General features: G+C 37.1%; 17 protein-coding genes and 1 tRNA gene. 9 read left to right on the forward strand and 9 right to left on the reverse strand.

Annotation, left to right across the window (positions count from 1 at the left end):
- Positions 1–24: 24 nt before the first annotated feature.
- Positions 25–1023, reverse strand: a complete 999-nt coding sequence (locus tag A7A69_RS06250; protein WP_187349180.1) for a GTP-binding protein — start codon at positions 1021–1023, stop codon at positions 25–27.
- Between the two features lie 497 nt (positions 1024–1520).
- On the opposite strand from A7A69_RS06250, the gene A7A69_RS06255 reads away from it, so the two are divergent.
- On the forward strand, positions 1521–1757 hold the full coding sequence (locus A7A69_RS06255) for a hypothetical protein (protein WP_120369316.1): 237 nt from the start codon (positions 1521–1523) through the stop codon (positions 1755–1757).
- Positions 1758–1933: 176 nt separating this feature from the next.
- Here the strand turns inward: A7A69_RS06255 and A7A69_RS06260 are convergent, their stop codons facing one another.
- Positions 1934–2410 (reverse strand): type IV secretion protein Rhs, encoded by a 477-nt coding sequence (locus A7A69_RS06260; RefSeq protein WP_152876619.1) that lies wholly within the window; start codon positions 2408–2410, stop codon positions 1934–1936.
- A gap of 266 nt (positions 2411–2676) precedes the next feature.
- On the opposite strand from A7A69_RS06260, the gene A7A69_RS06265 reads away from it, so the two are divergent.
- Positions 2677–4305, forward strand: coding sequence for an NAD+ synthase (locus tag A7A69_RS06265; protein WP_151982075.1), 1629 nt, complete (start codon positions 2677–2679; stop codon positions 4303–4305).
- Positions 4295–5359, forward strand: a complete 1065-nt coding sequence (locus tag A7A69_RS06270) for a hypothetical protein (RefSeq protein WP_152876620.1) — start codon at positions 4295–4297, stop codon at positions 5357–5359. Before A7A69_RS06265 ends, A7A69_RS06270 begins: the two co-directional genes overlap by 11 nt.
- A gap of 51 nt (positions 5360–5410) precedes the next feature.
- Here A7A69_RS06270 and A7A69_RS06275 read toward each other — a convergent pair whose 3' ends face one another.
- Together A7A69_RS06275 and A7A69_RS06280 are read right to left on the reverse strand one after the other, a co-directional pair.
- Positions 5411–6598 (reverse strand): porin, encoded by a 1188-nt coding sequence (locus A7A69_RS06275; RefSeq protein ID WP_152876621.1) that lies wholly within the window; start codon positions 6596–6598, stop codon positions 5411–5413.
- A 148-nt stretch (positions 6599–6746) separates the two neighbouring features.
- A tRNA-Met gene (locus A7A69_RS06280) sits at positions 6747–6823 on the reverse strand.
- Between the two features lie 385 nt (positions 6824–7208).
- On the opposite strand from A7A69_RS06280, the gene A7A69_RS06285 reads away from it, so the two are divergent.
- The gene (locus A7A69_RS06285; protein WP_151982081.1) at positions 7209–7895 is read left to right on the forward strand and encodes a superoxide dismutase; all 687 of its coding nucleotides are present in this window, start codon (positions 7209–7211) and stop codon (positions 7893–7895) included.
- 63 nt (positions 7896–7958) lie between these two features.
- On the opposite strand, the gene A7A69_RS06290 is transcribed toward A7A69_RS06285, so the two are convergent.
- Both A7A69_RS06290 and lysS read right to left on the reverse strand, forming a co-directional pair.
- Positions 7959–9401 (reverse strand): capsule assembly Wzi family protein, encoded by a 1443-nt coding sequence (locus A7A69_RS06290; protein WP_152876622.1) that lies wholly within the window; start codon positions 9399–9401, stop codon positions 7959–7961.
- 152 nt (positions 9402–9553) lie between these two features.
- Positions 9554–11080 (reverse strand): lysine--tRNA ligase, encoded by a 1527-nt coding sequence (gene lysS / locus A7A69_RS06295; RefSeq protein WP_151982083.1) that lies wholly within the window; start codon positions 11078–11080, stop codon positions 9554–9556.
- Positions 11081–11339: 259 nt separating this feature from the next.
- On the opposite strand from lysS, the gene A7A69_RS06300 reads away from it, so the two are divergent.
- Positions 11340–11843: a YqiA/YcfP family alpha/beta fold hydrolase gene (locus A7A69_RS06300; protein WP_152876623.1), complete on the forward strand. Its 504-nt coding sequence runs from the start codon at positions 11340–11342 to the stop codon at positions 11841–11843.
- An 82-nt stretch (positions 11844–11925) separates the two neighbouring features.
- On the opposite strand, the gene A7A69_RS06305 is transcribed toward A7A69_RS06300, so the two are convergent.
- Positions 11926–12447: an adenine phosphoribosyltransferase gene (locus A7A69_RS06305; RefSeq protein ID WP_152876624.1), complete on the reverse strand. Its 522-nt coding sequence runs from the start codon at positions 12445–12447 to the stop codon at positions 11926–11928.
- Positions 12448–12834: 387 nt separating this feature from the next.
- Here A7A69_RS06305 and rubA point away from each other — a divergent pair, with 387 nt between their 5' ends.
- The 4 genes from rubA to oxyR all read left to right on the forward strand — a co-directional run bounded on the left by rubA (position 12835) and on the right by oxyR (position 16182).
- Positions 12835–12999: a rubredoxin RubA gene (gene rubA, locus A7A69_RS06310; protein ID WP_120369306.1), complete on the forward strand. Its 165-nt coding sequence runs from the start codon at positions 12835–12837 to the stop codon at positions 12997–12999.
- Between the two features lie 83 nt (positions 13000–13082).
- Positions 13083–14264: a rubredoxin reductase RubB gene (gene rubB / locus A7A69_RS06315; RefSeq protein WP_151982087.1), complete on the forward strand. Its 1182-nt coding sequence runs from the start codon at positions 13083–13085 to the stop codon at positions 14262–14264.
- Between the two features lie 61 nt (positions 14265–14325).
- Positions 14326–15270: an esterase EstB gene (gene estB / locus A7A69_RS06320; protein WP_120369304.1), complete on the forward strand. Its 945-nt coding sequence runs from the start codon at positions 14326–14328 to the stop codon at positions 15268–15270.
- Between the two features lie 6 nt (positions 15271–15276).
- Entirely contained in the window at positions 15277–16182 is a 906-nt protein-coding gene (oxyR, locus tag A7A69_RS06325) for a LysR family transcriptional regulator OxyR (protein ID WP_120369303.1), read from the forward strand.
- A gap of 47 nt (positions 16183–16229) precedes the next feature.
- Here the strand turns inward: oxyR and A7A69_RS06330 are convergent, their stop codons facing one another.
- A complete protein-coding gene (locus A7A69_RS06330; protein ID WP_152876625.1) occupies positions 16230–17432 on the reverse strand; it encodes a glycosyltransferase in 1203 nt (400 codons plus the stop codon).
- Positions 17433–17546: 114 nt separating this feature from the next.
- Positions 17547–21286: beta strand repeat-containing protein (locus tag A7A69_RS06335; protein ID WP_171500788.1), on the reverse strand; the 3740-nt coding region annotated here is incomplete at its 5' end.

Below are 21286 nucleotides of genomic sequence, written 5' to 3' on the forward strand. Positions count from 1 at the left end.
CCTTAAAACAGGATAGAAACCTAATCAGGTTTCCATCCTAGCTGCTAGTAACTCAGTTTCAAGTTTGAGCCAGTTGTGTTCATGCTGACTAATCATTTCAATCCGATTATCAATATTTTCATCACCAGACTTATAATTAAATTGATGCGGATTGCAATTAAAATACATCCATCCTTGATTGGTATTAAAAATGGCTTTTATGCGTAACCAATCGTGCTGATCACATAACATATCTAACAATTGTTCAAAATTAAAAACCCAACGACGCGGGAACTTCCAGCCTGCAACAATGTAACCTTGCGCATGCTCTACATAATGATAAGGCAACTCTTTAATTTCAGGTGTTGTTTCCTCTGTCGAGTGCTGTCTTTGTTGTATAAGTAAAGGTTGAATTTTACGTTCATGCGCGACATGTGCCAGATCAATCTGCTTTAACTCAAGCTCGCCATGCGCGACTTTTAACCAATTTTGTTGGTAAACCTCATATTCTTGCTGAAGTTGCAACAATGCTTGATCATCTTCAAAGGTCATGACATCAACATGTGATATAACAACAATTTCAGCAGCCTTGATCTGATCTTCATACAAATTTTGTTTTACCCAATCAGTTTGGTGCAAGCGACTACCATCGACGACTGTCACCAATGCCCGCATGTTCAGACTGCTTTGCCAGTGAGGTTCTGTCAATTGTTCCATTAACTGTGCGGGATGTCCCAATCCTGTTGGTTCTATAAATAAACGATCAGGTTTCGATTCTGAAAGCAAACGAGCCAATGCAATATGCAAAGGTAATTGACTGCTACAGCACATGCATCCACCAAGCAGTTCTTTGATTTCAAAGCCTTGTTGCTGAGGTAAAAGCTGTTGATCAACGCCAATTTGACCAAACTCATTCATAAGGACTGCCCAAACTTCATGTTCAGGTTTTTGTTGAAGTAAATACTGCAACAATGTGGTTTTTCCCGCACCCAAAAAGCCTGAAATGATATGTGTAGGAACACTTTTAGCATTAATGATTTTCACGTTAAACTCAACTTATCAATCAAGGGAGCAAATAAAATTTATTCAATTTAATCTGGCAACTGAATCTATCTTATTATGAAGTATTAAAATACACAGCCGCCCCATAAATAATTTTTAAAAAGTAAGGGTGTGATCAACAGCACATTTAATATTTAAAAAAACGCAAAAAAATTAAAATCAAATGGAATATCCAATCATAAAGACCTACGCTCTGCCGCTTTTATGTAAAACCAAGTAATTGTAGAGAGCATTTTTTAAGCACCATGAAATAAATCCATACATTTTATATAGAATTAAATTAAGTGATTTTTACAATAAAAATACAGTTTATGATGAATTGTGTTTTTATGTAATCCAGTAGGTTACGCATTGTTTCATTGATTGCCGCTTGTCAACAGAGCTTCTAGCATGATGTTCAAGCAAAGTTATTTAGTCGCTTATTTTAAGTGATTCAATTTTGCTTTTAATTAATTTAAATTAAATAAAGGATGCCTCCAATGAAACTCGTTAAAATTTTACTTGCTTCGACATTTGCTTTAACTGCTGCAACGACTTTTGCTGCTAAAGCAGATCATGCAAAAGAACAGGAAAAAGTAGTGGTATCTACTCAGGAATCTCCTACTGCTGCTCCTGAATCTGCTGCTGGTCAACCAACCTCTGCACAACCCACTTCTGAAAATGCAGCCGAAGCACAAGGACAGGGTCAACCTACACAACCATCTCCTGCTCAGTAATTGAAATTGTTTCTCTTAACAGCATTTATTTTGGTTTAAATTTTCCCAGTTTAAACCAGCTCACAGAGGTTAAATCATTGCTGCGATTTAACCTCTGTCTTATTCAATATGAATTAATTTTTCTTATGTGTTTTTGCAAGTATTTTAACAATGTCAAAGATCATGACTTAACAATGTCAAAGATCATGACGGCTTGAATGAGGAAGAAAAGGAATACATTCTGCTAGATCCTGACAGTTTTTTCCCGTATGCAAGCGAATAAAATAGTCTTGCACCATTTGGGCTTGCTGCTCGACACCATAATGGAAAAATTGCTTACCTTGCTCCAATACATAACGATATTGCCGATCAAAAATCGCTTTACGAATTAGTTTGATTCCTTGTTGTACCTGCCAGACATGAACCAGTTCATGAATAAACCATGACTGCTTTAAAATTGTTTCCTGCGCAAAATCTTCACTCCAGTTAGCTAGATTAAAGTAAATATTTCCATTGGGGCTTATCGCAAAATGTTTTAAAACCATTCGATGCGCTACAATCTGAATGCCTTCAAGTTGCAGTGATGTGCCAAATATACTGACCGCCAATTGCTTTTCGGCTTTGGTCAGTAAACGTTTCTTTAGCACTAAGTACTTGTTTAAACCGTATATCATATTATTTCTAAACAAATCATCTTGAGCTTAATATAATGCTATGATGAATTGCATAAAAAATGTCAATTTGTAAGTATTCCATAATAATATGCAAAAACTTGTCATTTTTTACGCCGAAAAACATTGGATTGGTATATATTATCCACCTTGCGCTTTTACGTTATACGTTAACTTTATTTTGTTACCTCATACACAGAGTTGAACAAAAAAAATGATAAATCAACATGTTGTGTATATCTATATATTTAATCTAGGATTAGGTTTGGATGAAAAGTTTTAAAATTGCCCTTGCCCAATTTTCACCGCATATTGGCAATATAGATGCGAATGCTCAAAAAATGATTGAGCAAGCACTTGAAGCAAAAAAACAAAATGCTGATTTAATTATTTTCCCAGAACTTTCAGTGATCGGTTATCCATCTGAAGACTTATTGTTGCGTCCAGCGCTTGCCAAACGTATCGATAAAGCCTTTAAACAGCTTGCTGAAATCAAAGATATCGTCATGGTATTTGGTTTTGTACATTTGACTGAAGAAGGTCAGCGTTATAATTCTGCTGCTGTAATGAAAGACGGTCAAGTACTTGGAATTTATAATAAACATAATCTGCCGAATTACGGCGTTTTTGATGAAAAACGTTATTTTAATGAAGGTCATCAGCATCTCGTTTTTGAATATCTAGGTCATAAATTTGGCGTACTGATTTGTGAAGATATCTGGTCACTCAATACCGTTAAACAGGTTGCACAGCTTAACGTTGACAGTATTTTGATTTTAAATGCTTCACCTTATGAAGTAGGTAAACCTCAACACCGCGTTCAAACCCTGACTGAGTTATCTAAACAATTTAATGTCAATCTGATATATGTGAATCAAGTCGGTGGACAGGATGACCTAATTTTTGATGGTAGTAGTTTTATTATCAACCATGACAGCAGCCTTGCACTAAAAGCCCCTAGCTTTAAAGAAGCTCTTTATTTCACAGATTTTAATCCTGAAGATAAAAAGTTTAATGTGGCAGATCCATCACCCAACCTTGATGCAATTGCTGAAATCTATCAGGGATTGGTTATGGCTACGCGTGACTATGTTCAGCGTTCAGGTTTTCCTGGTGTGATTTTAGGCTTATCTGGTGGAATCGATTCTGCATTAACGCTTGCAATTGCTGTTGATGCATTAGGTCCAGATAAAGTACAAGCCGTCATGATGCCTTATACATACACTGCCCAAATCAGTGTAGAAGATGCCTCTGAACAAGCACAACGTATGGGTGTAACGTTTGGGATTGCTGAAATTCACAATATCGTGAATAGCTTTATGCAAACGCTTTATCCTTTCTTTGGCAACAGCCCAGCCGATGCCACTGAGGAAAATCTACAAGCCCGTGCGCGTGGTACCTTATTGATGGGATTATCCAATAAATTTGGCAATCTAGTACTTTCTACAGGCAATAAATCTGAACTGGCAGTCGGTTATTGCACACTTTACGGCGACATGGTCGGTGGTTTTGCAGTCCTCAAAGATGTCTATAAAACTATCGTATTTGAATTGGCGAAATATCGTAATAGCTTAAGTGATACACCTGTAATTCCTGAGCGTGTGATCACTCGACCGCCATCGGCAGAATTACGTCCAGACCAAAAAGATCAGGACTCATTACCTGCTTATGATATTTTGGATGCTATTCTTTATGCCTATATTGAAGAAGATCAAAGTCAGGCCGATATTATTGCCAAAGGTTTCGATAAAGCTGTGGTTGAAAAAGTCATTCGTTTAGTCGATCGAAATGAATATAAACGTCGTCAGGGTTCGATTGGACCGCGTATCAGCTCACGTGCTTTTAGTCGCGAACGCCGCTACCCTATTGTAAATGGTTGGAGACCAGATGACATCTAAGGATCAAATTGTCACGGATCAGACATTATCGCCTAGCGAACAACTTGCTCAAGCACTTTTGCTTGAGCAAGTGAGTTATTTTAAACAGCAGCTTACTGGTGCACATTCACCAGAATATCTAAAACATATTACGCATCTCATTTTTAATACGTCTCAATACTTAACACTAGGTCAGGTGGTTAGCCTTGAACAATTACAAGATGTAGTCAAACGCTATGCGCTTGAAATGCAACTTGGTGCGGGTTTACTAGAGTTCATTGGTGAAATTTCTCAACAGATTTATCTGTACATGCTTCAATCCACCTCAATTGTAAATGATCTGGTTTCTGATCAACAATTTGAAATCTGGTTATCCAAATTTTTAGAGTTAGATAATGTACGGGTTTATTTGAATCAGTTTCTAAAAAGTAGCCCTGCAATTCGGCAGTTATGTCACTTTATTGCCACGACTATTTTACAAAATAAGCTTCCCGCATTATTCACATCTTTTAAGCTAAAAAGTCAGTTGTCTGAACAAAATGGAGCTGAATGGAAGCGCAAACTACTCAACTTTTCTAACATTCAGCAGCAGCGTATTGAGCAGAAACTTGAAGATTATCTGGCTGAGTTTATTCAACAACAGCTTGCAGAGTTAAGTATTCTCACCAATGAAGATCTAGAAATTTTGATTCGCGATATTTGGGATGATGTCAAAGAAAAAACCATTTATCAGTACATTTCTCACCTAAAACCAATTGATATTGAAGAATTTTTCGTTTTAATTTATGAATATTGGAAAGAATTACGTCAATCCCCTTTGATGCAAAACCTGATTTTGCATGGCGTTGAAGTGTTCTATCGGTTTTATGAAGATGAAACACTACAAGATTTATTGTTTGGTGTTGGTCTGACTGAACTCGATATACAAACAGAGGCATTACGGTTTTATCCGAAAGCGATTCAAGCATTAGATGAACAAAATTTGTTAGAGCCTTTAATCTTTAATTTACTGAAACCATTTTACCTTCGTTCAGAGACGCTCAATGTGATTTCTAAACATTTAAAATCGACCTAATCTTTAAGCTCAATACATTTTCTAGTATGTATTGAGCTTAAAACCCGATAATCAAAAATAGTAACCAACCGCCAGATAAAACATTTTATCCCAACCATTTTGACTTTGATTCCCATGTGCCAAACTTTCAGCGTCTCCGCCATTCATCGGGTCATTACGACTCATGATATATTCAGCTTGTACGCCGATTGCCTTGTAATTAAAGCCAACACCACCAATTAATCGCTCGGAATCTTTATAACCTGATTCATCTTTAAAAAAACGACTATGCGACAAATAAGGCTTGATATTTTCCAAATGAAAATATGGTTTTTGAAAAGTATAGTTTATTTCATTGACCAGATACTGACCTTTATTGGCAAGTTGATAAGGGAAGTCAAAAGCACCTAAAGTAGAATATTCTGGAAAAAAATCATCCCTATTTTTAATTTTTTGCTCGCCATATAGGCTCATCCATTGCCAATCACCATAATTGGTCGTTGCAAAAATATTCCATGTATTACGATGACCATTGTGTTGGGTTCTTTTATTTTCAATATCCGAATACCAGAAAGATGTTCCAAGTTCAGTCGACATTTTTTTGCTATCATTTAAAGAAAACTTTTTGGATAATCGCCCAATCCACATATTTTTTTCTTTAAGATGAGTACCTTCATCCAAATCATCTGCTGCAACAAAATTCGCGCTATAACGACTTGAGTCTTTAGATGTGCCTTTATAATTTCCCCCATCACGCGGATAAAAACCTAAACTTAAATGATAATTTTGATGAGATAATTGATATTGAATTCCTAGATTTGAAATATCTTCAAAACCTGCCGTGTTCATGAGCGTTTCATAATAACTACTGCCCCAAAACTCCCCTAAACCAAAATCAATCGGTTGCAATCCCAAATTCAAACGTTGTTCATCATCAAATTTATAGCCAAGCCATGCGTGACGTAAAAAAACCGCATCACAAAGTTGATCATATCGATAGCAGCGTCCATCTATCGAAGCCAGCCAATCTGGATTTTCATAATCTAGCACCAAACGAATATCCGCTAAACGCCAAAGATTATTTTGACCCTCATTGGCTTTTTCCTGATAATCCTTACTAGAAAAATGAGTTCGTATTGCACCTGAAAGTTTGATTTCCCCCAGATTTTCATCAGGATCACCCCAACTTAAATCACTTGCATATACAGCAGTGGGTACAAATATAAACGTAGTTATAAAAAGTAATAGTGACTTATTCATGTCATAACATCCTAAAATGAAGTAATGAAAATGCATAAGTTCGTTATGAATTAGAAAACTAAAACGATGAACTTGATTTTTACAAAGTATGTTAAATGAAATATGCAAATAAAAAAAAAGATCACGTAAGGTACATGATCTTGAAAAATGGTGGCTATGACGGGACTTGAACCTGTGACCCCCGCATTATGAGTGCGGTGCTCTAACCAACTGAGCTACATAGCCATAAACTGTGTGCGCATTATCTATAGAACCACGATGAGCGTCAACACCTTTATTTACCATCTGTTCATCAAATACTCAAATGTATAAAAATACCCTGCAATATTTAAAGTTTAGAAATATTTAGAGCTCAAAAAAACCACTAAACACAATATTTAAAAAAAAATGATACACATTCAATTTATTATTTAAATCTAGCCAGACAATGAAAAATCCTAGATTAATGTCATTTTCGAGTTAAAAGAAAAATATAAAGCTTAAAATTAAATTTAATTTTAAGCACGGCTTAGACTAAATTTATTATATAAATGTAACCAAGAATCATTCTCCATAACAATCAGGCTAATATGTTGTTCTGAAAAATTTTTGAAAATTTAAGGACAATTCAATGACACGTGCATTTAAAACGACGTTATTTTTACTGACAACTTCAGTAATCAGCATGTCAGCATTGGCGGAGTACAAACAAGCCCCCTTACCTTATGCCAGTAATGCTTTAGAACCCGCTATTGACCAGCAAACAATGGAAATTCATTATGGCAAACACCATAAGGCCTATGTTGATAATCTGAATGCACAAATCAAAACTTATCCAGAACTGGATAAAACGGATCTTGTTCAATTACAGAAACAGATTTCTAAATATAATACAGCGGTTCGTAACAACGGTGGCGGGCATTTTAACCATACTTTCTTTTGGGATAGCCTCGCACCCAGCAATAAGACAGGTCAACCCAGCGCTAATTTACTCAAACAGATCAATAAAGACTTTGGTTCTTTAGACACCTTTAAACAGAAATTCAATGAAGCTGCTTCAGGTCGTTTTGGTTCAGGTTGGGCATGGTTGATTGTTACAGCTGATGGCAAGCTTGCAATCACTTCAACACCAAATCAGGATAATCCATTAATGGATATTGCAGAAACTAAAGGCACACCTTTGTTGGCTTTAGATGTTTGGGAACATGCCTATTACTTGAAATATCAAAACCGACGTGCTGACTATATCAAAGCATTTTGGAGTGTAGTGAACTGGAATAAAGTTAATGAACGTTATACTCAAGCGTTAAAAAAATAATTGAATTACCCTAAAAAGTGAGCCTGCAATCGCAGGCTCACTTTTAATAAAACCGAAAGAACATTAAAAACCAAATGTTTTTAAATCCAATGGAATTTCAATACCAACGGATGCACCCGCATCATTTCCATTGATATCAGAATCACTCACCCAACCATTAATTTTTAATGGAATATCTGGTTTCAAATAATGCGACCATGTTAAATCCAATGCTTTAATTTCATCTTTTTCAGGAAATGCCTGATTAATGTCCAAGCTAGATTGGTTCACTTTAGCATATAAAACACGCCCACTAATACGATTCATGATATCAACACGGATGTCACCACCCACCGATACCATCTGTCCATCACCACCCATCGCGTGTGCTAAAGGATAGCCATGCTGATAATAACCATCTGTATAAATGTAATGATTGTATGAAATGCCTTTTACATCTCCATTTGTGCGGGTATCTGCCCATTCTGCATAAAGTTGATAAGGCATATTCTTATAAATAGAAGAATAATCAACACCTACTAAATACATTTTCTTGGAAGGTAATTTACCCGCCTCATCTTCTCCGACATATTGACCATAAATGCCGACTGGTACATTTAGAAGGGGTTGTAAATTTAAACGACCATCAAATCCAGCAATCTGATTTGAGCGATCATCATCGCCATCATAGACATTATCGTTGCCCTTAATGGCATTCCATAAAGAGTCCCAGCTTTCAGAACGCCCCTCACCACCCCATTGCAATGTACGGGAAGCACCTAATTCAAGATAAGGCAATGGTTGTGCTATAATACGTAAACCTAATAATTTTGCATCAGGAATTGCTTTATAGTCATCTAGCTGTCCTGCAAACAACTGATATTGCCACGGCCCGATCCAGGATAACCATTTTGTTTCAAAGGCATTCTGCACTGCACGTTGCATCGTCACACCATACACGGGACGACTTGCATCTCCACGAATCAGGCTGCCATCGTGCCCAGGTCCCCACCATGTCGGAATCTGCCCTGCAACAACCCATTGGTTCCATAGTTTTCCAGCAAGATAAGAACCTTCAACATTGACATCATGTCCACTATCAATCAGTGGATCTTTTTCAGCGTTTACACGAATTTTAGCATCCCAGTTTTCACCACCCGCATTAAATTCCAATGCACCCTGATATTGTGATTTTTGTTTATCACCAAATGCTTGAGGAATATTTTTTTGGTCAGTTTCTGCAAATAAGCCAACTTTTACTGGATGATTATCTGCTTTTAATGCAGCTCGAACTGAGTTAATTACTTTTTCTTGAGTTGGATTAGAGATATTGGCTTGAGAAAGTGCTCGCTCAATTTCATCACCACTTAAGGGCCAAGTCGACGTACTTATCTGGATTACGCCTTGTTGATTGAGCCAATTTAGATCAGTTCTTAAATTTTGGTCATTCAGAACAAGACCTTGTGCGAATAAAGAAGAAGAGCTTGCGGTCAATATTGCCAATAACAGTGTTTTTCTCGAAAACATTAGTGTGTCTTTCTCAAGTTTATTTCTCTGCCACACCTTAAATTTTTTATCAAAAGTTTGCAATCTTTAAACGTAACATTTACGTTGTATACATATTAACAGACAAAATAAAACCACTTTAAAGTGGTTTTATTTGAATAATATCGTTTTGATTAATCTTTACGACGCATATGCGGGAATAAAATCACATCGCGAATACTTGGCGCATCAGCAAACAACATCACAAGACGGTCAATTCCGATACCTTCACCCGCTGTCGGCGGTAAACCATATTCTAGTGCTTCGACAAAGTCTGCGTCATAGTGCATAGCTTCATCATCACCTGCATCTTTTTCTGCAACCTGTGCCTGAAAACGTTCTGCTTGATCAATCGGGTCATTTAACTCTGAGAAACCATTAGCAAGTTCACGACCACCGATGAAAAACTCAAAACGATCCGTGATATGTGGATTGTCATCATTACGACGTGCAAGTGGTGAAGTTTCGGCAGGATATTCAGTGATAAATGTTGGCTGACGTAATTTGGTTTCGACGGTTTCTTCAAACACAATCGTTTGTAATTTGCCTAAACCAAAACCAGGTTTAACTTGTTCTTTTAAAACATCTTGAGTGAATTTAGCCAAAAATTCACGGTCATTCACATTTTCAGGCGTGAATTCTGGATTATGCTCCAAAATTGCATCGAACATGGAAATCTTTTTAAACGGCCCTTTAAAGCTAAATACTTCATCTTGATACGGAACGTCTGTGCTTCCTAAAATATCCAGAGCCAATTTTTCCAGCATATTTTCAGTGAGCTGCATCAGGTCTTTATAGTCTGCATAGGCCTGATAAAATTCAATCATGGTAAATTCAGGATTATGACGTGTCGATACCCCTTCATTACGGAAGTTACGGTTAATCTCAAATACACGTTCAAAACCACCTACAACCAAACGTTTTAAGTAAAGCTCAGGTGCGATACGTAAGAATAAAGGCATATCCAGTGCATTATGATGTGTCTCAAATGGACGTGCTGAAGCTCCGCCCGGAATGATATGCATCATTGGAGTTTCCACTTCCATAAAACGTTCATTGGTCAAAAATGCACGAATCCCTGCAACGACTTTAGCGCGAATTTCAAAGGTCTTACGTGTTTCTTCATTGACGATCAAATCCAAATAACGTTTACGATATTTGGCTTCGGTATCGGTTAAACCATGAAATTTATCAGGTAACGGACGTAAAGACTTTGTGAGTAACTCAAAACCTTCCAAGTGAACATATAAATCGCCTTTGCCTGAACGACCAATATATCCTTCGGCTGCAATAATATCACCGAGGTCTAAACTTTTGATGGTTTCTAAAGTTTCTGCTGGTAGCCCTTTACGATCGACATAAAGCTGAATACGACCTGTCATATCTTGAATCACCATAAATGATCCACGATTGAGCATCACACGACCAGCAACTTTAACATAAATATGTTCGGCAGCTTCGATCTGTGCTTTGTCTTGATCTTTAAATTGTTCTTGTAAATCAGCAGCGTAATGTTCACGCTTAAATGTATTTGGCCACGGGCTTTGACCACTTACTTTTGCATTGTCCTGGATTTGTTTTAACTTGGCATGACGCTGTGCAATTAAATCGTTTTCGGAAATAATGGGTTCAGAAGTCGATTGAGCGTTTTGTTGCGTCATCTCTGCCTCGATTAAGTAAAAAAATGAAGTCGTAGAGTTTAGCAGAAGTCATCAGATTTTCGTATGATTTCTTCTGCTGTATCGTTGAAATTCATGTGAATCCTAAATTTTTAATCTATTAGACAAGCCCCCTTAGACCAAAATCTAAGATTCAATTTCCGTACTTCACAGTAAGATAATTAAACATTGAAGTGCTTTTAAAATGAATAGCTGTGGACATGGATGACCAGTTTATTCTGGATACTGGTTTAAATTAAAAATGTTGCAAAATCAATTGAAAATATTATTTTTGCATGGCTTGGACTCCTCTCGTGAATCAACCAAGTTTCATGCCATTCAAAGTACAAACAAGTTTTGTATTGATGTAGATTATCGCAACTTAAACTACGATACCGTTGCAAGTTTTTATCAGAACATTATTCAAAGCATTCGACCTGATATTTTGATTGGACATAGTTTAGGCGGCTACTGGGCACTTAAACTCTCTAGCCAGTATCAATTGGCAACAATTGTCGCCAACCCAAGTTTAACCCCTCATTTTCGTGATGACTATCCCCCAATTTTGCCTGAAGATCTGGATAATGATATTCCAAGATTGGCTTATCTTGAGCTAGGCGATGAAGTTATTGATATGCGAGCAGTCCAATCACAACTGGAAAATTATATGCTGATCGATGCGGTTGAAGGTGGCCACCATCGTCTTGAACAGCCCGAAAAGATCAATCATCTGATTCAACATATCCAGAAACAGTATTTTAAATAAATTGAAAACTTAGCCAACAGAGAATAAGAAAACTTTCATTTCCTATTCTCTTTTCTATGCATTTGATTTTTGAAGATACTTTTTAAAATTTATTATCTAAAACATGCCAAACAACCAAGCCCAAATCTGCATGTAAATCTGGTAAATCGAGTAAAACAACTGCACCCAAAACCTGATGTCCACATTTTTGACTCAGTTGATTGACTGCTTTTAAAGTTCCACCTGTCGCCAGAACATCATCCACCAAAATGACTTTTTGTGCTTCAATTTGCGCAGACATTTCCAATTGATCTGCTCCGTATTCCAGACTATAACTGACACATTCTACAGGCGGTGGTAACTTACCTGCTTTACGCACAAGTAATAAGCCCTTTTGTAATCTTTGAGCAAGTAATGTAGCTAAAACAAATCCCCTCGCTTCAACCGCAACAAAGCTTTCAACGCGTTGTAAATGATCTTCTGGCAAAGCAGCAATCAACGCATCTGTAAGCAAATCTAGCTCTTTTGCAAATAATGGAGTCAAATCATAAAAACAAATGCCTTTTTTAGGAAAATCAGGCACCGTACGGATATGCGACCATAACGTCTGACGAAGTGAAGTCATATTAATCATTGGCAGTAGCAGATTGTACATTTATTCTACGCGGTCATTATGTTTAAGACCAGTAAATGAACAAAAGTAAAAATTATTGAATAATGTATTATTCGACTCATAAAACCAATATATAAGCAATTGTTAATAAACAAAATTATATTTTTAAATAAAAATGAATTGGCATCATTGCCCAAATAACCCCACTTTTGTCCCAAGCTGCCATTCCGCTTTTATTCTGAATGATTAAACTCCTTTAATTGCTTTACTTAGATGTAGAACTGCGTAAAAATCAGAAACTGAATAAACTGCTTTGTGTTTATTATCAGAATCTATATCAAAGAATGGATCAGTTTTACGACAGGCCGCTGAAGCGAACTTATCGGGTTGGAGAATCAAATGAAAAAATATCAATGCATCGTGTGTGGTTGGATTTATGACGAGTCAGAAGGCTGGCCACAAGACGGCATTGCACCGGGGACAAAATGGGAAGATATTCCAGATGACTGGACGTGCCCAGATTGCGGCGTTTCAAAAGCTGATTTTGAAATGATCGAAGTTTAATTTGATCAATTAAGACCATGCTCAATTCATGGTCTTTTTTACTTAGAATGAATCAATAATTTACTGTGAATGGAGAATACTCAATGCATCCTATCGTCATTATCGGATCAGGCATGGCAGGTTATACTTTGGCTCGCGAGTTTAGGAAATTAAACCCAGACCATGAACTTCTGATGATTTGTGCTGACGATGCAGTAAATTATGCCAAACCCACCTTATCTAATGCACTTGTTGGAAATAAAGCTCCTGAGCAAATTCCATTGGGTGACGCTGAGAAAATGTCGACTCAGCTCAAGATGCAAATTCAGACTCATACGTGGGTCAAGGAAATTCATGCAGATCGTCATGAATTACTCACAGAAAAAAATGGGCAACAGCAGATTCAACCTTATTCAAAATTAGTGTTAGCTGTTGGAGCAAACCCGATCCGTCTTGCCATTGCGGGTGATGGTAGTGACGATATTCATGTCGTAAACTCACTGATTGATTATCGCGCCTTCCGTGAAAATCTAGCGCAATGTAATGACAAACGTGTGGTGATATTGGGTGCGGGGCTTATTGGATGTGAATTTGCCAATGACCTTCAAAATACAGGTCATGATGTTACTGTCATTGATTTGTCTCCACGACCTTTAGGTCGTTTACTTCCCGCACACGTTGCAGAAGCTTTCCAGCAAAATCTTGAAGAAAGCGGGATTCATTTTGTACTTTCAACCACTGTTGAAAAAGTCACAAAGGTTAATAATGGACAGGACTATGCTGTTACGCTCGCCAATGGTCAGACCTTAATAGCGGATATTGTACTTTCCGCAATTGGCTTACAACCCAATATTTCATTGGCAAAAACGGCAGATATTCACACCAGTCGTGGAGTGATTACCAATAGTTTACTCGAAACCACTCAAGCTGATATTTTTGCAATTGGCGACTGTGCAGAAGTGAACGGAACGTTATTACCTTATGTCATGCCAATTATGCAACAAGCCCGCGCACTGGCTAAAACATTAAGTGGTCAAACCACTCATGTACATTATCCTGCCATGCCTGTTGCAGTTAAAACACCCGCTGCACCACTTACTGTGCTTCCTGCGCCTATAGATGTCGAAGTTAACTGGGAAACAGAAGAACTTGAAGATGGAATGCTTGCCAAAGCAGCTGATAACGAAGGCACTTTAAGAGGTTTCGTATTACTTGGCCCAACAGCAGCAAAACAACGCTTAACCTTAACAAAACTCGTTCCAGACTTGATTCCTGCTCAAGTTTAAGGTTTAAATAATCTTAGGCATTTAACATGTATTAAATGCCTTTTGGGGAATGAAAATAAAAATGAACAGTGCATTGGAATTTAAAGTTTCACCTTATACCTCATTTATGCATGAGACCAAAGTTAAGCTAAGTAATGGGCTTGAACTTCACGTCGAAGTGGGTGGAAATCCTGAACACCCCACTATTGTTCTCATTATGGGTCTAGGCGCACAAATGCTGTTTTGGCCAGATTTTTTTTGTAAATCCCTGATTGATCAGGGATTTCACATTGTTCGCTTTGATAATCGTGATATCGGTCTTTCCTCAAAAATTCGCCATAAAGGCAAGCGATTAAATACGATTAAGCTGATGGGACGTTTTGCACTCGGCTTAGGCAATCAGGGAGCACCTTATACGCTTTATGATATGGCCGAAGATGTTTCGATGCTGATTGATGAAATGGGTCTAGGTAAAGTTTATGTGATTGGCGCATCTATGGGCGGTATGATTGCCCAGATTGTTGCGGCAAAATACCCAGACAAAGTAAAAAAATTAGGATTACTATTTACCAGTAATAATCAGGCCTTACTTCCGCCCCCATTCCCAAAACAACTGTTTAGTCTTATTGGTAAACCCAAATCCAATGATGAAGATGGTATTATTAGTCATAGTTTAAAACTGTATGACATTATTGGCTCGCCTGGTTATGTCAATCAAATGGAAGCGATGCAAACTGCGCGTAAACTGTATCAACGGAATTATCATCCTGCGGGTGTACTTCAACAGTTTTTAGCAATATTATGTACAGGCTCATTGTTACAACTGGATAAACAGATCTCACAACCTACTTTTGTGGTACATGGTTCTAGAGATCGATTACTTCCACCAAGCCACGGCAAGGCTGTTGCGAAAGCAATCCCTGGTGCTAAGTTTGAATTAATTGAAGGAATGGGGCATGATATCCCTGCTCACTTTATTCCTCAACTTAGCGGTTTATTTGCAAACCACTTTAGATCATCACATTAGGACACTATGGCTGCATTACCATCATTAAGACAGCTATCTTACTTAGTTACGCTGTCGGAAACGTTGCACTTTACAGAAGCAGCACGCCGTTCGTTCGTTACTCAATCGACTTTGTCGGGTGGGATTATGGAACTTGAGCGTTTGCTTGGTGGCGTATTGGTTGAACGTGACCGCCAAAATGTACGTTTAACTCCGCTTGGCGAACAGGTGGTTGCGCGAGCCCGTGTCTTATTGGCAGATGCACAGGATTTGATGCGTTTAAGCCGAGAGATGAGTGAGCCTCTCACAGGTGATCTTCATTTGGGAATTATCCCAACCATTGCGCCATTCATTTTAACACCGCTTCTGGAAGAGGTTCATAAGCAGCTTCCTAAAATTCAATTACACTTACATGAAGCACAAAGTGAAAAGATTGTAGAACGTCTTGAGCACGGCAATCTGGATATGGTAGTACTGGCACTGCCATTTGATACACGAGGTTTAAAAGTTTCTGAGGTTGCTAAAGAAAACTTATATCTCATCTGTAATAGACATGATAAACATTCTTTAAATGCTCAATCTCTAGATGATTTGGATTTATCACGTTTAATGCTTTTGGAAGAAGGTCATTGTTTACGTGATCATGCATTAAGTGCCTGCCCGATTGGGGAGCGTAAAAATGATAATCGCCTTAAAGCTAGCTCCTTACCTACCCTAATTGAAATGGTGTCTTCAAACTTAGGCTTTACTTTATTGCCTGCGATCGCGATTGAAACGCATATGTTAAAGGGTAATGATGAGTTAGTAATCAAACCACTTCAAGATGCTCCAAGTCGTACACTTGCATTGATCACTCGTAAAAGTACGCCACTTCAAAGTGAGTTTGATGTGATTTTAGGTATCTTGAAAAAGATAACTTCGAATTTAAATTGATATTTTTGATTATGAAGCTCACTCTAATGAGCTTCATATTATTCTTTTTAAAATTCTAATTTTATATTAAGGATATCTATTAATATTTTTTCTTCATTTAAACTTCTAAATCTTTGATAAATTTTCACAATATTTTCTAAACTCTCAACATTCAGCATATCTTTATAATGTTCAAGGTGATGTAATAAGCGTTTTATCAAATCATCTGGACCATTTTCAATTAATTTTTTATATGTTGCATAACTACTAATATAATCTTTTAACTTATAGGCATTTAAACATAATTCGTAATCGCACCAATATTGATAAACAGGCAAGTTAACAAATAATCGATTTCCTGAAGGAATTTTAAGTTTTACTGCCTCTTTTGCATAACAATATGCCAAATGATAATTTCCTCGCCAATTATTTAATCTTGCCAAATGATACCAACATTCAGCTCTTTCTGGATCGATTGACACACCACATTGCCAAGCATACAAAGCTTGCATATCCATTTTTTTACGTTCGTACAAAAGTCCCATTTGTTCATAACTTGTATAAATCTCGTCTTTCCAGCCCTCTTTCATTTCAGCTCTTTTGGCATACCAATGAATTGCATGATCCAATTGTTCAGCATCACGATAAGACTGGGCACAATAAAAAGCATAACGTGGTTTTAAATCCTCATCTTTATCTTCATAAAAAGCTTTACTTAAGACTTCTGCATCACGTAAATATTTGTTCTCTTGCTTACTTCGATTTCCTTTTCTGCCCGAAATAATATGATATTCGCCATTAATTGAACCGACTGAAATTTCTCCATGTTGATCAATAAATTCATGTAAAACACCACGCCAATAAAATTTTTGATTATTTTTAAGTAAAAGTTTTCTTTGATAATGTAAAGATCTATTTTCACTTGAGATATTCATGAGATAACAATCTTTATTTAATTTCTCTGGAAGCTTAAATGATCCTTCAAAAAAATCATCTGCATCAAAAACTAAAATATAGTCACTTTTTCCGACACAATGTTTTAATGCAATATTTCTGTTATAACTAAAATCTTTCCAAGGTTCGTAAATCATTTCACCTTTAATATTTTTCTTATCAAAGAAATTTTGTATCTTTTCTACAGTGTCATCTGTAGAGCCTGTATCACAAACCACCCAATAATCTATTTCTATAAAGTTACAAATATTTTCTAATGTTTCCTGAATAATTTCTCCTTCATTTTTAACAATCATGTTTAAACAAATTGAAGTCATATTTAAAATCCCTTCTTGCTTTAAAATTATAATGAAATACATCTCTTAAAATTTATAATATTTTCATATAAATCAAATAAAAAAAGAGAGCCCGAAAGCTCTCTTTTCAGCTATTTAAAGAATAATTTGACCATTATTCAGCAAATCATCCAACGTTGTATCTACATTTTTAAGCGTTAACAACTCTACCGAATGATAGGCATCACTGCCTGCACCATCGCGGTCAATAGTGATAATAGTACTTAAACCCGATTGTTGATCTTCTACGGTCTTAACATTCAGATATCCAGTTAATGAAGCTGCTGAACCATCACCATGATAATCAACAAGTAATGCACCTATATCAATTTTATCTGCATTGACATCTACACCGACTTTTCCTACATGGAAATCACTCCAGATGTCATGACCATTACCCGCATCACTTAAGGTGTTATTTAATACCTTAAAGAGGAGTGTATCTTCTCCAGCTCCGCCTGCGAATACTTCATTTGTAAGCCCACTAATCAAAGTACTAGCACCAGATAAATCTGGTAATTTAATTTCACTTCCTAGTCCATCAACAATTGGTTTAACCACATCATCTAATAGACCATTGAGAAGACCACCTACTCCCTGAACAAGATTTTCAAGACTTGCATTTTCTGGAAGCTGCTCCGCCGTATACAATGCTTTGACCAGTTCGGTTAAAATACCCAACTGACCACTTTCCACATCAGTCAATCCATTAATTGCAGAAAGCAAATCACCTGTCACTCCATCATTACGAATAATGTTATCGACTAATGTACTTATCGGCTGTAATGAACCTTCACCCGCAAGGTCATGCACAATATCAGAAAGTACATCCAATAAACCAAGTGTACTAGCACCATCACCATCGGTAGGTATAGGATCTTTTAAGATTCCATCGCCATTTACGATATCCAATACATCATTTACAAGAGGTTTTACAATGCCATTTACTACAGTATTTATGGCATTCGTTGCTAAAGTATATGGATTAAGTGGTCCCAAAAGAGGTTGATTCAATACATTTTGAAGTAAACCAGAAATATTTGATAATCCTAGATTATCTAATACATTATTTAGTAAAGCGTTATTGCCAAGAAGACCTTTTACTGTTTGATCCAATTCACCAAGCTGATGAGCTACACCATTTGCAATACCATTTTCATTTTCAAGCAAACTATTGATAGAACCAGTTACTGCATTCGTAATTGCAGTAAGACTGATATTTAGTCCTAAAGTTTCAGATAAAATACCAGTAATAGGTGAAAGGAGAGCATCTACTCCAGTGGTTAAACCTGATATCGTATTAGTTAATAAAGTTGAATTAACCAAGCCATCAAGACCAACCAAGTTAATATTAGTTCCGACTGAACCATTTAAAAAATCACCTAGGCTCACTTCCCCATTTACTTCTAAAGGATTTGAAAGAATGTTTCCGAGAATGCTTTCGGCATTTGTTCCGCTCAACAAACTTTCCAATGCATTATTCGCATTATCCAATAAACCTGTATCAGACGTACCCAAGAATCCTATCAATGTATTTAAGGCATTAATAACGACTCCAAAGTTTGCGTCACCACCTGTATCAGCATCTGTTAGAGCATTGACGACTTCTGTTAAGGCACCAAGTAAAGGTTGATTGGTTAGAGTGAGTGCTTCGACTATACCTGTAATGCCAGAAAAAGTTCCTGTTTCAGGATCAACTAGATTATTTAATAAGGTTGAAACAGGTTCAATCATCGTACTGTCAGTCAAGTTAGCTACGATATTTTGTAGAACTGTCACCAGTCCATAGTTTCCACTGCCATCTCCTAAAGCACTCACATTTCCAGCGATATCTTCTGCCTGAAGTTTAAAGTCTAAATCTGTGTATTTACCTTCTTCTAATGAAATAGTGAAATTACCATTTGCATCAGTTATACCCGTACCAATAGGAGTAGTATTCCCTTCTACAAAAACATTAACCGTCGTTCCAGCAACCTCACCCGCTACATGACCATATAAAGTTGTGCCATCAGGACTAAAACTAATAACCTCAGGCGTATTCGGTACGGTCTTATCAATGATGATTAGACCAAGATTTGTGGCATTGCCCACATTACCTGCCGTATCAACCTGACGAACCTGAACAGTTCCATTAGCATATGTACCTTCTACTAAAGTAAAACTAATGCCACTAACTACAGTTTTCCATGTCGCACCGCTATCAAGACTGTATTGAAGTTTTGCTCCCTCTTCCAAGCCAGTAACATTGATTGTGCCATCCTGACTAATACGATCACCAGCAATACTTGTATCGGTAGATAACGCAGCCGTTAGTGCATCTGGATTACTTTGATCAATTGTCACTGGTTTAAGCGCAGTCGAGATATTGACTTGTGTTTCACCGGTACTGGAAACACGTGCCAAAACGTTACCTTGAGCATAAGTATTTGGTGCTAATTCAAAGCTGCTTCCTGTACCTGTTGTCCAAGTATTTCCACCATCAATACTATATTCCCAAGCTTGACCTTCATGTAGGCCTTTGACTAATACAGTTCCATCAGATGTGATTCCATCTGTTTTGCTGATACCTGTATCATGTTCAAGTTGTAGGGTCAGTACATTTGGAATAAATTGACTAATTTCTGAACCTAAATCACTTACGATTGGTTTTACAACTCCATCCAATAGACCATTAAGAATACCACCAAGTCCTTGCACAAGATCTTCGAGATTTGTTCCAACTGGAAGCTCTGCATTATAAAATGCTTGAACCAATTCAGTTAAAATGCCCAAAGCACCACCATCTTCTGCGGTTAATGCATTCAATGAGGCCAAGATATTTCCAACTGGACCATTATTACTAATTAAATTATCAAGCAAATCACTAACTGGCGAAAGTGTTGTCTCTGATCCAGTTAAGTCTCTAACAATATCTGCGACAATATTGACTAATCCAGTCGTGCTATTTCCTTCGCCATCTTCTGGTGCAGGTGGTAATAGAATACTTCCTCCTTGATCCACCAAACCTAAAACGGAATCAATGAGTGGTTCTAATAAACTATTGGTCAAAGGACCTAGTAATCCAGTTGCGATTTCTCCTAACCCAAGCTTCCCTAATAACTGTGTAACTAAATCTGTCGTATTATCTAATAAACCATCTACAGTCTTATCAAGTTCACCCGTCACATGACCTAAGCCATTTTCTATAACTTCATTGCCAGTTAATACGTCTTTAAGTGTTTCAAATAAAGCATCAGTAAGTTTTGTTGAATCTAAGCCTAAAGGACCTAGTAAACCAGTAAGTAAGTCGCCTACACCTGTAAGTATCTGTTCTACAAGCGAAGTAAGCTGTGTTTGATCTAGTAGTTCACTCAGATCGACTACTTGAATATTACTACCTAAAGCACCTTGTAGTAATTCGCCTACTGTTTGATCAACACCATCAACTGTAGTCTCTAAAATACCACTTAACGTATCCGCAGCGTTTTCAGCATTTAATAAACTATTGACCGACTCTTTAATACCCTCAAGATCTGATGGGCTTCCACTACCAAGAAATGCAATAATTGAATTTAAAGCATGAATGAGTCCACCCAAGTTTTCTGTTCCATTATTACTTGCGGCAGTAAGGCTATCTACCAATTCAGTTAAAGCACCAGTGATCGGCTGATCTGTTTCTGTTAATTGAGCAAGAATGCTTGTGACACCAGATAAAGTTCCAGTATTCGGATTAATTAAGTTATTGAGTAAAACTGAAATTGGTTGTATCGCAGTATCATCAGATAAGTTATTCACTGCATCTTGTGTAACTGTTACTAAATCACTTCCACCCGTTTCACCTGTACCTCCGGTTCCAC

This window comes from Acinetobacter guerrae, assembly GCF_009372255.1.
GTDB lineage: Bacteria > Pseudomonadota > Gammaproteobacteria > Pseudomonadales > Moraxellaceae > Acinetobacter > Acinetobacter guerrae.

What these genes read in the sequence shown, in the direction of transcription:
- A7A69_RS06255 (WP_120369316.1), top strand. Translation starts at nt 1,521, where the DNA reads ATGAAACTCGTTAAAATTTTACTTGCTTCGACATTTGCTTTAACTGCT.
- A7A69_RS06260 (WP_152876619.1), bottom strand. Translation starts at nt 2,410, where the DNA reads ATGATATACGGTTTAAACAAGTACTTAGTGCTAAAGAAACGTTTACTG.
- A7A69_RS06265 (WP_151982075.1), top strand. Translation starts at nt 2,677, where the DNA reads ATGAAAAGTTTTAAAATTGCCCTTGCCCAATTTTCACCGCATATTGGC.
- A7A69_RS06270 (WP_152876620.1), top strand. Translation starts at nt 4,295, where the DNA reads ATGACATCTAAGGATCAAATTGTCACGGATCAGACATTATCGCCTAGC.
- A7A69_RS06275 (WP_152876621.1), bottom strand. Translation starts at nt 6,598, where the DNA reads ATGAATAAGTCACTATTACTTTTTATAACTACGTTTATATTTGTACCC.
- A7A69_RS06285 (WP_151982081.1), top strand. Translation starts at nt 7,209, where the DNA reads ATGACACGTGCATTTAAAACGACGTTATTTTTACTGACAACTTCAGTA.
- A7A69_RS06290 (WP_152876622.1), bottom strand. Translation starts at nt 9,401, where the DNA reads ATGTTTTCGAGAAAAACACTGTTATTGGCAATATTGACCGCAAGCTCT.
- lysS (WP_151982083.1), bottom strand. Translation starts at nt 11,080, where the DNA reads ATGACGCAACAAAACGCTCAATCGACTTCTGAACCCATTATTTCCGAA.
- A7A69_RS06300 (WP_152876623.1), top strand. Translation starts at nt 11,340, where the DNA reads ATGTTGCAAAATCAATTGAAAATATTATTTTTGCATGGCTTGGACTCC.
- A7A69_RS06305 (WP_152876624.1), bottom strand. Translation starts at nt 12,447, where the DNA reads ATGACTTCACTTCGTCAGACGTTATGGTCGCATATCCGTACGGTGCCT.
- rubA (WP_120369306.1), top strand. Translation starts at nt 12,835, where the DNA reads ATGAAAAAATATCAATGCATCGTGTGTGGTTGGATTTATGACGAGTCA.
- rubB (WP_151982087.1), top strand. Translation starts at nt 13,083, where the DNA reads ATGCATCCTATCGTCATTATCGGATCAGGCATGGCAGGTTATACTTTG.
- estB (WP_120369304.1), top strand. Translation starts at nt 14,326, where the DNA reads ATGAACAGTGCATTGGAATTTAAAGTTTCACCTTATACCTCATTTATG.
- oxyR (WP_120369303.1), top strand. Translation starts at nt 15,277, where the DNA reads ATGGCTGCATTACCATCATTAAGACAGCTATCTTACTTAGTTACGCTG.
- A7A69_RS06330 (WP_152876625.1), bottom strand. Translation starts at nt 17,432, where the DNA reads ATGACTTCAATTTGTTTAAACATGATTGTTAAAAATGAAGGAGAAATT.